At 15.9% G+C, this 16,772-nt stretch carries 13 protein-coding genes; 5 read left to right on the top strand and 8 right to left on the bottom strand.

The genetic code is table 11. From position 1 onward, the window contains the following. Positions 1-27 precede the first annotated feature (27 nt). The 6 genes from mraY to infA are packed head-to-tail and all read right to left on the bottom strand — an operon-like array spanning position 28 to position 6,535. Positions 28-1,035, bottom strand: a complete 1,008-nt coding sequence (gene mraY / locus NAREPO1_RS00065; RefSeq protein ID WP_130623992.1) for a phospho-N-acetylmuramoyl-pentapeptide-transferase — start codon at positions 1,033-1,035, stop codon at positions 28-30. After that, complete coding sequence (locus tag NAREPO1_RS00060) at positions 1,029-2,420, bottom strand: UDP-N-acetylmuramoyl-tripeptide--D-alanyl-D-alanine ligase (RefSeq protein WP_130623991.1); 1,392 nt, start codon at positions 2,418-2,420, stop codon at positions 1,029-1,031. Before NAREPO1_RS00060 ends, mraY begins: the two co-directional genes overlap by 7 nt. After that, positions 2,407-3,900: a UDP-N-acetylmuramoyl-L-alanyl-D-glutamate--2,6-diaminopimelate ligase gene (locus NAREPO1_RS00055; RefSeq protein ID WP_130623990.1), complete on the bottom strand. Its 1,494-nt coding sequence runs from the start codon at positions 3,898-3,900 to the stop codon at positions 2,407-2,409. Before NAREPO1_RS00055 ends, NAREPO1_RS00060 begins: the two co-directional genes overlap by 14 nt. An 8-nt stretch (positions 3,901-3,908) precedes the next feature. Beyond that, positions 3,909-4,865 carry a 16S rRNA (cytosine(1402)-N(4))-methyltransferase RsmH gene (gene rsmH, locus NAREPO1_RS00050; RefSeq protein WP_130623989.1) on the bottom strand — a complete coding sequence of 319 codons (957 nt, stop codon included), beginning with the start codon at positions 4,863-4,865 and terminating at the stop codon, positions 3,909-3,911. Positions 4,866-4,868: 3 nt separating this feature from the next. After that, positions 4,869-6,299, bottom strand: a complete 1,431-nt coding sequence (locus NAREPO1_RS00045) for a metallopeptidase TldD-related protein (protein WP_130623988.1) — start codon at positions 6,297-6,299, stop codon at positions 4,869-4,871. Between the two features lie 14 nt (positions 6,300-6,313). Continuing rightward, entirely contained in the window at positions 6,314-6,535 is a 222-nt protein-coding gene (infA, locus tag NAREPO1_RS00040; RefSeq protein ID WP_130623987.1) for a translation initiation factor IF-1, read from the bottom strand. A gap of 209 nt (positions 6,536-6,744) precedes the next feature. Here infA and serS point away from each other — a divergent pair, with 209 nt between their 5' ends. The 5 genes from serS (at position 6,745) to lysS (ending at position 13,226) form a co-directional block, all read left to right on the top strand. Beyond that, positions 6,745-7,992 carry a serine--tRNA ligase gene (serS, locus tag NAREPO1_RS00035; RefSeq protein WP_130623986.1) on the top strand — a complete coding sequence of 416 codons (1,248 nt, stop codon included), beginning with the start codon at positions 6,745-6,747 and terminating at the stop codon, positions 7,990-7,992. 82 nt (positions 7,993-8,074) lie between these two features. Further along, entirely contained in the window at positions 8,075-9,373 is a 1,299-nt protein-coding gene (aroA, locus tag NAREPO1_RS00030; RefSeq protein WP_130623985.1) for a 3-phosphoshikimate 1-carboxyvinyltransferase, read from the top strand. Between the two features lie 90 nt (positions 9,374-9,463). Beyond that, positions 9,464-11,041 carry a 30S ribosomal protein S1 gene (locus NAREPO1_RS00025; RefSeq protein WP_130623984.1) on the top strand — a complete coding sequence of 526 codons (1,578 nt, stop codon included), beginning with the start codon at positions 9,464-9,466 and terminating at the stop codon, positions 11,039-11,041. Positions 11,042-11,054: 13 nt separating this feature from the next. Next, positions 11,055-11,816 (top strand): peptide chain release factor-like protein, encoded by a 762-nt coding sequence (locus NAREPO1_RS00020; protein ID WP_130623983.1) that lies wholly within the window; start codon positions 11,055-11,057, stop codon positions 11,814-11,816. A 51-nt stretch (positions 11,817-11,867) separates the two neighbouring features. Then, positions 11,868-13,226 (top strand): lysine--tRNA ligase, encoded by a 1,359-nt coding sequence (gene lysS, locus NAREPO1_RS00015; protein ID WP_130623982.1) that lies wholly within the window; start codon positions 11,868-11,870, stop codon positions 13,224-13,226. A 12-nt stretch (positions 13,227-13,238) separates the two neighbouring features. Here lysS and NAREPO1_RS00010 read toward each other — a convergent pair whose 3' ends face one another. Together NAREPO1_RS00010 and dnaN are read right to left on the bottom strand one after the other, a co-directional pair. Continuing rightward, the gene (locus NAREPO1_RS00010; RefSeq protein WP_130623981.1) at positions 13,239-15,611 is read right to left on the bottom strand and encodes a DNA gyrase subunit B; all 2,373 of its coding nucleotides are present in this window, start codon (positions 15,609-15,611) and stop codon (positions 13,239-13,241) included. 9 nt (positions 15,612-15,620) lie between these two features. Further along, positions 15,621-16,724 (bottom strand): DNA polymerase III subunit beta, encoded by a 1,104-nt coding sequence (dnaN, locus tag NAREPO1_RS00005; RefSeq protein WP_130623980.1) that lies wholly within the window; start codon positions 16,722-16,724, stop codon positions 15,621-15,623. Positions 16,725-16,772 lie beyond the last annotated feature (48 nt).

The following is a 16,772-nucleotide window of genomic DNA, read 5'->3' as shown; positions in this document are numbered from 1 at the left end:
TTTTTTTTTAAAATTTTTTTTAAATATTTAAATTATAATTATACTTAATAATGCAATTATATTAAATATTATTGATATTATTGACAATCTTTCTACTATTTTACAATCATTAATTTTTTTTAATTGATAATGGTGATGTAATGGACTCATAAGAAATATTTTTTTTTTTAAAAAAAAATTAAAAAATATGATTTGAATAATAACTGAAACTGTTTCCAATACAAATATAATACCATTAATTAATAAAAAAAATTCTTTATTTAATAAAATAGATATAATGCTAATAGATGATCCTAATGATAAAGATCCAGTATCTCCAAGAAATATTTGTGCAGGATAACAATTAAACCATAAAAATGATAAACAAGAACCAAGAAATATTAAATTTATATTTATAATATTATCTATATATAAAAAATTATAAAATTTAATATTTATATATGATGAAAATATAAAAAAGCATAATATATATATTATATTCTTTATACATAATCCATCAATACCATCAGTTATATTAATAGCGTTTGAAGTACTGATAATTATAATATATAAAAATATATAATATATATATATATTATTATATATATTATATATACCAAAAAATGGTAATATTGTATAATTAAATTCTTTTTTATTCATATATAAATAAAAAAGAATTATTATTGTTATAATAGTTTGAAAAAAAAATTTATATTTTTTTGATAATCCGTTTTTATTAGTATATTTATATGTTTTAATAAAATCATCTATAAATCCTAATATTCCATAAAAAAATAATGAAATTATTATTAATAAAGAAAGATAATTTATTTCTAATGTAATTAAAATTGAAATTATTATTGATAATATAATATATACTCCTCCAAAAGTTGGTATATTTTTGTCTAAAATATTATTAATATTTTTAGATTTTTGAATATAGTTAAAATTATTTTTAGATATATATAAATATATATATCCAAAAAATATAGATATTAAAAATGATAATAAAAAACATTTAATATTTTTTAATACAAAAAAAATGTTTATTAACATAAAAAATTTTTAATTGTTTGTTTTTTTAAAAAAATATTTAATATATTACTTAATCCAACATTTCTAGATGATTTAAATAAAACATTAATTTTTCTATGCTTTTCTATATTTTTATTTATTATATTAATTAAAGATTTAATATTTTTAATATGAATTCCATTTTTTATATTATTAGTTATATACTTTGAATATTTTCCATAACTTATAATATAATTTATGTTTAAACTGTTTATAACCTTACTTAAAAAGTAATGTGATCTTTTATTTAATTTTCCTAATTCTAACATATCTCCTATAATTAATAATTTATAACCTTTTAATCTATTTAAAATATTTATAGATTCTATAGATGAATTTATACTAGAATTATAAGTATCATTTATTATAATTTTATTTTTGTTTAAATAAATTGGATATAATCTTTGTTTTATATTGTAAAAATTATTTAGACCTTTAATAATATATTTTATTTTTATTCCTATTATAAAAGCTATAGATGAAGCTGCTATTGAATTAGAAATATTATGCAAACCTGGTAATTTTAATTTAATTTTGATTTTTTTATTATATATATTAATATTAAATATTGATTTAAATTTTAGTAAATTTATTTTAGAAGCATAAAAATCTGTTTTACAGTTATTTAATGAAAAATATATTGGAACTTTATTTATATTAATAAAATATGATTTCCATTCATTCCAATAATTACTATTATAATTAATAATTATTTTAGTATTATTATTTGATCCGTAAAAAATTTCTCCTTTAGATTTTATTACATTTTCATAAAATTTTAAATTTTTAATATGATTTAAAAATACATTATTTATAAAAATTAAATTTGGTTTAATTATTTTAACTGATTTAAATATTTGTCCTAATTTATCCATTCCTAATTCTATAATTACAAATTTATCATTAATTTTTAAATCTATAATTGTTAATGAAACACCTATTATATTATTATTATTATATTTTGTATAAGTAAAATTTATATTAGATAATTTTATTATATTAGAAACCATTTCTTTTACTGTTGTCTTGCCACAAGATCCAGTAATAACAATAAAATATGATTTAGATTTTATTCTATTTAGTTTAGCTATTTTAAAAAATGCTATATTAGTATTTTTAACTATTATTTGTGGTATATTAATATCAAAAAATATTTTTTCTACTATTATTGCAATAGCACCATTTTTAAATGATTCATAAACAAAATCATGAGCATTATATTTTTCCCCTTTAAATGCTAAAAATATACAATTTTTATTTATATTTTTAGAATTTATAGAGATATTATTTACTGTTAAATTTTTATTATATTTTTTTATTTTACCATTTATAAATTTTGATATTTCTATTAGATTAGATTTTATCACTTATTTTTATTATTTTATTTATAAAATGAATATCAGAATAATTTATTTTTTTATTTTTTATAATTTGATAATCTTCATGACCTTTACCAAATATAATTATTATGCTATCTTTTTGTGAATTATTAATTGCATAATGTATAGCTTTTTTTCTATTTAATTTTATATAAAAATTATTTTTTTTATATATATTTTCTATTATATTATTTACTATCTTATATTGATTTTCATTTTTAGGATTATCATTTGTTATAATAGTTTTATAAGAATATTTACTAGATATATTTCCCATAATTTTTCTTTTTTTTTTATCTTTATTTCCACTACAACCAAAAACAGTCCATATGTTTTTATGATATATATTTTTTATATTTTGTAAAGTTTTTTTCATAGAATCTGGTGAATGAGCATAATCTATTATTATTTTTTTATTATATTTTTTAATGTTTTTAATTTCCATTCTTCCTATTGGTAGTTTAAGCAAATTACTAGTTTTTATTAAATCTATTAATGAATATCCTAATTTTAACATAGATATAAATGCTAATAATAAATTAGTTATATTAAAATTTCCTATAAAATTTACTAATAACTTATTTCTTCCAAAATTTGATCTAAAATATACTAATGTTTTTTTTTTTGAAAAAAAAATATTTTCTATATAAATCCAACCATTAGAATTAAAAATTATATTTTTTTTTTTTATTGATACACTAGATGCATTTTTAAATAAATAAAAATTTTTTTTACATATTATATCATTAGTATTTATTATTGAATTAGATATTTTATGATTAGTCAAAAATGATAATTTACATTTTTTATAATTATAAAAGTTTTTATGAAAATCTAAATGATCATGAGTTATGTTAGTTATAATTCCTAATTTAAAATATATTGATTTTATTCTATTTTGATATATTCCATGAGATGATATTTCTGAAATTATATTTTTTATACCAATAGATTTATAATAATGTATTTTTTTTTGAATTTCTAATGCTGATAAAGTTGTGTTATTAGATTTTTTAATTTTATTAATTAAAAAACCATTTCCTAATGTACCCATAATAGCGCTTTTATTATTTAATAATTTTATCCATTGAAATATTAAATTACTTACTGTTGTTTTTCCATTTGTACCAGTTATTCCTATAAAATTTATATTTTTAGATGGATCATTATAAAATCTTCCAGATATATATGATACATATTTTTTTAAATTATAAAAAAAAATTAATAAAGTTTTATTAAAAAAAATTATATCATTATGATTATTTACTAAATTTGTATCTATTAATACACAAGATGCTCCATTTTTAATAGATTCTATAATAAATTTTCTACCATCATTATGATATCCTATTAAAGAAAAAAATAAATACATATATTTAATTTTTTTACTATTTTCTTCTAATCCTAAAATATTAATATTTGGTAAATTCTTGTATATCCAAGGTTTTAATAAAAAGTTTACATTCATAATAATTATTATTTTAGTAAAATCATTTTTTTTTCAAATATTGTCATTATCGCACTTCTAGAACTTTTATTTTTAATTATTTCTTCTTTGTTTGGTTTTAATTTAATTATTTTTTTCATGTATAAATTATTTTTTATATTAATAAAATTTCTTTTATCTTTATAATGTAATGGTATATTATTTATATTATAATTTTTAATATTAAAAAAATTTTTTATTATTTTAGTTTCTAATGAATTAAAACTTATTATTATTAATCTTCCATTTATATCTAATATATCAACTATATCTGATAATAATTTTTTTATATTATATAATTCATTATTAATAAAAATTCTTATGGCTTGAAAATATTTTGTAACATTATTTATTCTTTTATATTTTTTTTTATGAAATAAATTAATTATTTTTATTAATTCAAATGTATATTTAATTGTATTATGTTTATTATAATTATATATATATTCTGATATTTGTTTTGAATATTTATATTCTTCTCCAAATTTATTAAAAACTTTATTTATATCTTTTATTGAAGCTTTTTTCAACCATAAAAAAGCAGGAATACCAATAGTGTTATCCATCCTCATATCTAATATTTCATTTTTTAAAAATGTAAAACCTCTTTTACTATTAAAAATTTGATCTTTTGAAATTCCTAAATCTATTATTATTCCATTCACTTTTCCTAAAAGTTTTTTTTTATTTAAAAAATTTTTAATTTCTGTAAATGAAGAATGTTTGTAAAAAAATCTACTATCTTTTATTAATTTTGCAATATTTATAGAATTTATATCTTTATCAAAAACAAATAATTTACTATTTGTACTTAATTTTTCTAATATAATTAAAGAATGTCCGCCTGATCCAAAAGTTCCATCTATATAAATTCCATTATTTATAATATTTAAATATTTTATAACTTCATTTTTCATTATAGAATTATGACTATTTAAAGTATACATTTTTTATTTTGTTCCTCCTACTGTAATTTTATCTATTTTAATTGTTGGTTGCCCAACACTTACTGGAATATATTGATTATCTTTTACACAAAAACTTGATCCTAAATCCATTTCAAAATCAGATCCAATCATAGATATTTTATTCATTATATCTATATTGTTTCCTATTAAAGTTATTCTTTTTAATGGATGTGATATTTTTCCATTTTTAATTAAAAACGCCAAAGATGTTGAAAATGTAAAATTACCAGATGATATATCTACTTGTCCATCTGTAAAATTTTTTGCATATATTCCATAATCTATTGTATTAATTATTTCATTTGGATTGCTATTACCTGGTAATAAATAAGTATTAGTCATTCTAGGTATAATATTATTTTTATATGATTCTCTTCTTCCATTACCAGTTATTTCTATATTCATTAACATGGAATTATATATATCTGACATAAATTTTTTTAATATTCCATTTTTTATTAATATATTTAATTTTCCAATGTTACCTTCATCATCTATATTTATATATCCATTTAATTTTTTAAAATTTCCATTATCTACTATAGTACATATTTTAGAAGTAACTTTTTCATTTAATTTATTATGAAAAATAGATGTTTTGTCATTTAAAAAGTCAGCTTCTAATGCATGACCAATAGCTTCATGTAATAGAACTCCAGGACATCCAGATGATAAAACTATAGGAAATCTTCCGGAAGGAGCGTCTTTTGCATATAAATTTGATATAGCCATTTCAAATGAATCATTTATACATTTATTTATATAAGTTATATTTTTATTTGGTATTATATTTTCTATGTCATAAATATTAGATCTTAATCCTATACTAGAAAATCCTATAGATTTTTTTTTATTTATATTTATTTCTATTAATATCTTTAATATAATTAATGGTCTTGTATCTGTAATGTATTTATTATTATTTATTATTAATATTTTATCTTTAGAATTAATTAAATCAATTTTTATATTTTCTATATTATTATTATATTTTTTTATATATTTATGTATTTTTTTTATTATATATATGTAATATTGATTATTAATATTACTATTTTTATTAAAAGATTTATTATATTCATATAAATAATTATTTTTTATATATAATTTATTTTTTTTATTATATAAAAAATTATTACAATTTATTATATTATTTTTTATAAAATCTAAATCTATATTGTTTGATGATATAGAATATATAAATTTATTTTTTATATATCTACAATTAATTCCATTAAATTCTTTAAAATAAAAATTTTTTATATTATTATTTTCTAATGTTATTTTACTTGTATTATTGTATTGTATATATATATCAAAGTAATTAGGATTAATATATTTTATTTTTTTTATTAAATTATTGATTTTTTTATAATTTATTTTTTTTTTACAATATTCTATTTTTATATTCATATTATTTTATATATTTATTTATTCCTAAATATTATTCTTCCTTTACTAATATCATAAGGACTTATTTGTACTATAACATTGTCTCCATTTAATATTTTTATATAATTTTTTCTAATTTTTCCAGATATATGAGCTATTATTATATTTCCATTTTCTAATTCTACTTTAAAATTTGTATTTGGTAATGTATTAATTATTTTACCTTTCATTTCTATAAATTTTTTATTTATTATCATATTTTGTCTTTTTTTATCAAATTTTTTTATTATTTATTTTTATTAAAAAAAATATTTTAATTTAATTTATTATATATTAATATAAATTTAAATAATTAAAAAATAATTTATTAAATATTATATAAAATATTAAATAAAATGTTTTAAAAAAATAATTAAAAAATTTTATTTATATTGTTAGAGAATGTAAAATAATTTAGAATAAAAACATGATAAGTATAAAATTTATTAAACAAAATTTAAATTTTGTTTTAAATAATTTAAAAAAAAGAAATTTTATTATTGATATAGATTTTATAATTTCTAAAGATAATATAAGAAAAAGTATACAAAATAAATTAGAAAATTTAAGATTTAAATCAAATCAATTTTCAAATAATTTTAAATTAAAAAAAAGTAAAAAGAATTATATTAATAATTTAAATTTTAAAAATATAAGAAAAAAAATTAATAAATTAAAATCAGATTTAAATTTAATTAAAGTAGAAATTAAAAACTATTTATATACTATACCAAATATATTTGATGATAATAGTATACCAATAGGTAATAGTAATAAAAATATAGTTATTTATAAATGGGGAAATAAAAAAACATTTGATTTTAAAATAAGTAGTTATATCTCAATAGGGAAAAAATTAGATTGTATGGATTTTAAATTATCATCTAATATATCTGGGTCAAAATTTGTTATTATGAAAAATAAAATAGCAAAATTAAATAGATCTATTATACAATTTATGTTGGATATTCATATAAATAAACATTTTTATGAAGAAATATATGTACCATTAATTGTTAATAAGGAATCAATGTACGGTTCTGGTCAATTTCCTAAATTTATTAATGATTCTTTTAATATAATATATAATTCAAATAATTATTATTTAATACCAACATCTGAAGTTCCTTTAATCAATTTATTTAGAAATAAAATTTTATCAGAAAAGCAAATTCCTATAAAATATGTTTCATATACTCCTTGTTTTAGAACAGAATTTAATTCTTATGGTAAAAATAATTGTGGTTTAATAAAATTAAATCAATTTGATAAAGTAGAACTTATAAGAATAGTAGATCAAAATAGTTCTAAAAAACATTTGGAAGAATTAACTAATGATTCTGAAATTATATTAAAATTATTAAATTTACATTATAGAAAGATTTTATTATCTTCTAATGAATTACCGTTTACATCATATAAAACTTATGATTTAGAAGTTTGGTTTCCATACAAAAATAAATATATTGAAGTATCTTCATGTTCTAATACTTTGGATTTTCAATCTAGAAGAATTTTATCAAGGTATAGAGATAAAAATAATAATATTTTATTAACACATATAATAAATGGTTCTGGATTAGCTGTTAGTAGAATTTTAGCAGCTATAATAGAAAATTATCAAAACAAGAATTTGGATTTTGATATACCAGAAGTTTTAAAAAAATATTATTAATAAATATTTAATGTAAAGAAAGTATATATATTATATAATATATATATATTATATATTATATAAACTTAATTTTATAGATTTTATGAAAGAAGAAAAAAAATTAGTTATAAATCCTATTAAAAATTTAATAGGAGATGTCTATATACCAGGATCAAAAAGTATATCAAATAGAGCATTATTATTATCATCCTTATGTTATGATCATTCTACTAAATTAATTAATATATTAAAATGCGATGATGTAAATTATATGATATCAATATTAAAAAAATTAAAAGTAAATATAAATTTTAATAATGAAGATATTGCAATTATTAATTCTTCTAAAAAATTATTTTTAAAAGAAAAAAAAATATTATATACAGGAAATGCTGGAACAGTTATGAGATTTATTTTATCATATTTATCAATATATAAAAATATTAATATAATATTGACTGGAGATAATAGAATGAAAAATAGACCTATTAATCATTTAGTTGATATATTAAGAAATGGAGGCGCGACTATAAATTATTTAGAAAAAAATGGATTTCCTCCATTACAAATTCTTGGAGGATATAATGGAGGAAATTTATTTATAAATGGTTCTATATCTAGTCAATTTCTAAGTTCTATATTAATGATTTCTCCGATTTTAAAAAATGATACTAATATAGAAATTATAAATAATTTAGTTTCAAAATCTTATATAGATATAACTATTAAAATGATGAAAGATTTTGGTATAGAAATTGTTAATTATAATTATAAAAAAATTTATATTAAAGGTAATCAAAAATATATTTCTCCAAAAATATATAAAATAGAAAGTGATGCATCAAGCGCTTCTTATTTTGTAGCAGGAGGAGCTATAAAACATAATAATAATGTAAATATTATTGGTATTGGAAAAAATAGTATTCAAGGTGATATAAAATTTGTAAAAATATTAAAAAAAATTGGAGCAAATATAACTATTAATAAAAAATTTATAAATAGTAAAAATAATTTTAATTATTTAAAATCTATAGATATAGATGCTAATAATATACCAGATTCTGCTATGACATTAGCTATTGTTTGTTTATGTTCAAATGATAAATCTGTTATAAAAAATATATATAATTGGAGAGTTAAAGAAACAGATAGAATTCAGGCTATGGCTAATGAATTAAGAAAAATAGGCGCTAATATTAAAGAGGGAAATGATTATATATCAATAACCCCTCCAAATAAATTTAAACCAGCAATTATAGATACATATAACGATCATAGAATAGCTATGTGTTTTTCTTTAATCCCATTATTTAATGTAAAAATAATTATAAATAATCCAAATTGTGTAAATAAAAGTTTTCCTAATTATTTTAAACTTTTAAATAAAATAATTGTAAATTAATTTTTTTAAAAAAAAAAGTAAAAGATTTTTAATATATATTAATGTTATAATAAAATTAGTAATTTAATTTTAATAAATAAATATTTTTTTATGATAAAAACTTTTTCAAAAATTTTTGAAAATTTTTCTAAATTAAAAATTAATAACTATAAAAAAATTTTAAAAGGGACAGTAATTTCTATAGAAAAAAATTTTATTATAGTAGATTCTGGATTAAAATCAGAATCTTATATACCAATTGAAGAATTTATAGATGAAAATAATTCATTAGAAGTTAATTTAGGAGATGTGGTTGAAGTGTATTTGGATTCAATAGAAAATGGATATGGAAAAACAATATTATCTAGAAAAAAGGCTAAAATATTTAATTCATGGGAAAAATTAAATAAAATTTTTAAAGAAGATTCAATAATAGTAGGGAAAATAATAGAAAAAGTAAAAGGAGGTTTTATAATTTTAGTAGAAAATATAAGAGCTTTTTTACCAGGATCTTTAGTTGATTTTAAGTTAATGAACTCTACAAACGTAGAAGGGGAAAATTTAGAATTAAAAATAATAAAATTAGATAAAAAAAATAATAATATAATTTTATCTAGAAAAGCTATAATAAAATTTGATAATGCAAAAAATAAAGAAGAATTTTTAAATAATTTAAAAGTTAATGATATAGTAAAAGGGGTTGTAAAAAATATAACTGATTATGGAGCTTTTATAGATTTAGGCTTTGTTGATGGATTATTACATATAACAGATATAACTTGGAAAAGAATAAAACATCCATCAGAAATTGTTAATTTAGGAGATGAAATAGATGTTAAAATAATTAATTTTGATGTAGAATCATCTAAAATTTCTTTAGGATTAAAACAATTATCAGATGATCCTTGGTTAAAAATTTTAGAAAAATATCCTAAATATACTAAATTAGAAGGAAGAGTTACAAATTTAACTGATTATGGCTTTTTTGTTGAAATTGAAGATGGAATAGAAGGATTAGTTCATATTTCAGAAATAGATTGGAAATATAAAAATATTAATCCTTCAAAAATAGTAAAAATTAATGATATTATAGAAATTATGATACTTGATATAAATATAGATAGTAGAAGAATTTCTTTAGGATTAAAACAATGTAAAGATAATCCTTGGATATCATTTAATAATAAGTATAAGATAGGAGATAAAATTCAAGGTAATGTAAAATCTATAACAGAATTTGGAATATTTGTAGAATTATCAAATGATATAGACGGATTAATACATATTACTGATATTTCATGGTTACTAGATCCAAAAAAAGATTTATCAAAATATAGTAAAAATACTCAAATAGAATCTATAATATTACAAATAGATTTAAATAAATTTAGAATTTCTCTTGGTATAAAACAAATGTATAAAGATCCATTTGATATTTTTTATCATGAAAATTTAAAGAAAAATATGATATATGGAACTATATTAGAAAATAAAAATTTTGTTAAAATAAATGATTATATATTAGGGAAAATAATAAATTATTCTAATTTAAATAATAATTTTCTTATTTATAATAAAAAATATATATTTAGAATTATAGATTTTGATAAAAAACATAGATATATTAATTTATATTTAGATATATCTGATAATAATTTTATAAATAATTTACTTTTAGAAAAAAAATAATTTTTTTTAATTTATGTTTGAACATTTTTTTAAAAAAGATGATGAAAATTCTTGTATTGTTCATATACAATCTGGATCAGGAGGTATAGATTCTAGAAATTGGATAGTAATTTTATCTAAAATGTATATAAAATGGGCTAATTTAAATAAATTAAATGTTAATATAAAATCATCTTTTTCATTAGAAAGTAATAAAAATAAAAATATAATATTAGAAATAGATGGAATGTATTCATATGGATTATTTAAAACAGAAAAAGGTATTCATAAATTAATAAGAAAAAGTCCTTTTAATTTTTGGAAAAGACATACTTCTTTTGGATCTGTTGATATTTATAAAAAAAATGCTTTTAATTATGAAAAAATAGATAATATTGATTATAAAGATATAAAAATAAGTTTTTGTAAATCTTCTGGTCATGGCGGACAACATATTAATAAAACTAAATCTAGTGTTATTTTAAAACATATTCCTACTGGAATTATTTCTAAATCTCAAGATACTAAATCGCAAAATAAAAATAAAAATATAGCTTTTAATAAATTAAAATATAAATTAAATAAAATAAATATTAATAATATAGAAAATAATAAAAAATTTTTATATAATTTAAAATCTAATATAAGTTGGTCAGGTGATTATAAAAGATTTTATATATTTGATAATTCTATAATAAAAGATTTAAAAACTGGAATAACAACTAAAAATGTTAAATATATATTAAATGGAAATATAGAAATTTTTGTTGAAAAAAGTTTAAAATTAAATATTTAAAAAAAAATATTTTTTTTAATAAATTTTAAAAAAACATTAATAATTTAAAAAATGTATATAGAAAATATAATAAAAAAATATAAATATTTTAATAAAGATTATTTTAATTCTAATAAAATAAATGTTATAACTTATGGAAGATTAATGTATAAAAGAATTATAGGAAAAGTTATGTTTTTTACAATACAAGATATATTCAATTCTATACAAATATATTTTTCTTATAATTTTTTATTAAAAAATATAAAATTAAAAAAAATTAATATTGGATCTATATTAAAAATTAAAGGATATTTATTTAAAACTAATGTTAATGAATTAACAATTAATTGTAATAAAATAAATATATTAGTAAACTGTTTTAATAAATTATATGTAAAAAGTAATTTATCTATAAAAGAAAATTATAAATATAAAAAAAGATATTTAGATTTAATAGTAAATAATAAATCTAAAGATATATTTTTAATTAGGTCTAAGATAATATTAGAAATTAGAAATTTTTTATTTAAAAAACATTTTATAGAAGTTGAAACTCCTATATTACAATCATTGATAGGAGGAGCAGAAGCTAATTCTTTTAAAACTAAATTAGATATATTTAATAAAAATTATTATTTAAGAATATCTCCAGAATTATATTTGAAAAAGTTAATAGTTGGTGGATTTAATAAAATTTTTGAAATAGGAAAAAATTTTAGAAATGAAGGAATTTCTCATAAACATAATCCCGAATTTACTATGTTAGAACTATATATATCTTATAAAAATTATAAATATTTAATTACATTTATACAAAATTTAATAAGAAATATATATTTAAAAATTTTTAAGAGTTCTATATTAAAAATTAATAATATAAATATAGATTTATTAAAAGATTTTAATATAATGTCTATAGAAGAATCTTTAATAAAATTTAATAAAAATCTTAATATTGATGATTATAAAAGTTGTTATAATTATGCAAAATCTATAGAAATTAATATAGAAAACAATATATCTTTATTAAAATTACGTTATGAAATTTTTAAAAAAACTGTGGAAAATAAATTAATATATCCTACATTTATTATAAATTATCCTATAGAAATTTCTCCATTATCAAAAAGAAATATTAAAAATAAAGATATTGCAGATAGATTTGAATTATTTATAAATGGATTAGAAATAGCAAATGGATTTTCAGAATTAAACAATTTTAAAGATCAGATTTTAAGATTTAAAAAACAAAATAAATTTAAAAAAAATAAAAGTTTTGATAAAAATTATATAGATGCTTTAAAATATGGTTTACCGCCAACATCTGGTATTGGTATAGGAATAGATAGACTTATAATGATATTAGCAAATATTAATAATATAAAAGATGTAATATTATTTCCATCAACTAGATATAAAGAAATATAATTTTAATTTTTTTTATATATCTAAATTTTCAACTTGATTTGAATAATCTTCTATAAATTTTTTTCTTAAATCTACAGATTCTCCCATAAGTATATTAAATAAACTATTAGATTCATCATCATTATTAATTATAATTTTTAATAAATTTCTATTATTAGGATTCATTGTAGTATCCCATAATTGTATAGGATTCATTTCTCCTAATCCTTTATATCTATGTATAATCATATTTTTTATAGAATCTTCTAATAATAAATCTATAATATTATAAAAATTAATAAAATTATTATTTTTTATTAATTTAATAAAATAATTAATTTTAACATTAAATTTTGATATTTTTATATAATCAATACTATTAAAAAAAATATTTTTAATAAAATAATTTATATATATACCATTTTTTAATTCTTTTATAATTAATAAAAAATTATTTTTACTTAAATTATTTATTTCAAATTTATATAAATTATTATTAATTTCATTAAATTTTACAAAAATATTATTTATATATTGATTAAAATAATTAAAATCATTTATTTTATCTAAATCAAATATTTCATATATTGTTAAAAAAGATAAAAAATTATATGGTATTTTGTTTTCTAAACTTAACATTATATTTTTTATATTTATATAATCATATAGTATATCTTCTAAATTTAAGTAATATTTTTTATCTATATACATATACTTATAAAAATTTTCTATTATAAATTTTATTTTAAATTTTATTAATTCATTATAATTTTTTAAATATTTTTCTTTTTTATTTTTTATTATTTTATATAATGGAGGTTGAGCTATATATAAAAAACCTTTTTTTATTATTTCTGGCAAAAATCTATAGAAAAATGTTAATAATAATGTTCTTATATGTGATCCATCAACATCAGCATCAGTCATTATTATTATTTTTTGATATCTTAATTTATTTATATTAAAATTATGTTTTTCAATTCCACATCCCATTACTGTTATTAAATTTAATATTTCTTTAGAAAGTAAAATTTTGTCTAAGTTAGATTTTTCTACATTTATTATTTTTCCTTTTAAAGATAAAACTGCTTGATTTTTTCTATTTCTAGCTTGTTTAGCTGAACCACCAGCAGAATCTCCTTCAACTAAATATAATTCTGAAAATGCTGGATTTTTTTCTTGACAATCTGACAATTTACCAACTAATTTATTAAAATCAAATTGATTTTTTTTTCTTACTATTTCTTTAGCTTTTTTTGCAGCTTCTCTTGATAATAAAGATTGAATTATTTTATTTATTATACATTTAGAATCTATAGGATTTTCTATTAGAAAATCCATGAATTTTTCAGATACTACACTTTCAATAGAATTTTTTATTTCTGATGAAATTAATTTATCTTTAGTTTGTGAAGAAAATTTAGGATTAGGAAATTTTATAGATATTATACATATTAATCCTTCTCTTGTATCATCTCCTATAATATCATGTTTTATTTTTTTTTTTTGTTCTTTTATATATAAATTTATAGTTTTTGTTATAGAAGATTTTACTGCTGATAAATGGGTTCCTCCATCTTTTTGTTTTATATTGTTAGTAAAACAATAAAATGTTTCTTTAAAATTATCTACCCATTGTAATATAATTTCTATTTCAATATTATTTTTTACTTCATATATATAACAATAATTTTGATGTAATACATTTTCTTTTTCTATTAAAAATTTTATAAAAGATTTTAATCCTTCTGTATTTTTAAAATTTTGTATTATATTATTTCTTTTATCTTCTAATGTTATTGATAGTTTACTATTTAAAAATGATAATTCTAATAATCTTTTATATAAAATATTATATTGGAATACATTATTTTTAGTAAAAATTTCTAAATTTGGCCAAAATCTTATAAATGTTCCATTTTTATCAGTATTGCCTATTTCTTCAATATTTTTTTCTGGATTTCCGTTTATATATATTTGTTTATATATTTTACCATTTTTATATATAATTAATTCTAATTTACTTGATAAAGCATTTACAACTGATATTCCAACACCATGTAATCCTCCTGATATTTTATAAGATTCATTATCAAATTTCCCACCGGAATGTAATATAGTCATTATTATTTCTGCAGAAGATTTATTATATTCTGTATTTAAATCAACTGGTATTCCTCTTCCATTATCATATACAGAGATAGAATTATCATTGTAAATTTTTATATATATATTATCACAATAACCTTCTAACGATTCATCTATAGAATTATCTATTACTTCAAAAACCATATGATGAAATCCTGTTCCATCTTCAGTATTTCCTATATACATACCTGGTCTTTTTTTTACAGCATCTAGTCCTTTTAAAACTTTTATATTTGAAGCGTTATATTTATTCATTATTTTAAAAATTTATATTCTTATAGGCATTATAATATATTTTCTATCTAAATTATTTTCTTCATTTATTTCTATACTTGATTTATCATCATTAAATTTAAATAAAATATATTTTTGTTCTAATATTAATAATATATCTAATATATATTTATAATTTATTCCTATTTGTATTTTAGGTCCATCATAAATAATATCTATATTTTCTTTTGCAGATTCGTCGTTAGAATTTATAGAACTTATTAAAATATTATTTTTTATAAAATTAAGTATTATTAAATAATTTTTACTTTCTAATATTGAAGAAATTCTATAAATAACATTTATAAGATAATCTTTATCTATTTTAACAATGTGTATAAAGTTTTTATTTATAATATCATTACAATTTGGAAATTCATCATTTAAGAATCTAGATGTAAATTTATAATTATTTGAACAAAATGTTATAAATTTGCTATATATATATATATATATATTTAAAAATTCTATGTTATCAAAAATTTTAATTATTTCTAAAACTGATTTTTTATAAATTATAAATGAATAATTATTTATATTATTTATTAAATTAATTTTAGAAAATGATAATCTATAACTATCAGTTGAAATTGATATTATTTTATTTTCATAAATATTTAAATAAAGTCCGTTTAAATAATTTCTAACATCATTATTAGCTATTGATATATAAACACTTTTTAATAAAAAAATTAAATTAATTTTAGATATGCATATATTATATATACTTTTATCATAATTAAAATATGAATTAAATTTATCTAAACTATATAATTTTATGTGAAATAAAGATTTATCTGTCTTTAAAATTATAAAATTTTTTTCTTTTAAAAAATTAATCACGGTTTTATTTGGTATTGATTTACAAATATTAATTAATTTTTTATAAGAAATAAATACAATACCATCTTCAAAATTATTTTCTAAATGTATTTTTATTATTAATTCATTTTCAGAGTCATTTCCTATAATATATAAAATATTATTTTTTAATTTTAAAATAATATTTTTTTCATTATCTAAATTATTTAAAAATGTTATATTATTTATTTTTTTTAAAGCATCATATATTTTATCTTTTAGAATAAAAAAATTCATATTATTATAATTATACACTATTTTAAATTTTGTTTTTTTATAAATATT

The sequence above is a fragment of the endosymbiont of Euscepes postfasciatus genome, from assembly GCF_004296535.1.
In the GTDB taxonomy this organism is placed as follows: domain Bacteria; phylum Pseudomonadota; class Gammaproteobacteria; order Enterobacterales; family Enterobacteriaceae; genus Nardonella.
Note: the sequence above shows the minus strand (reverse complement) of the source record. Positions and strands in the feature narration are given on the sequence as shown.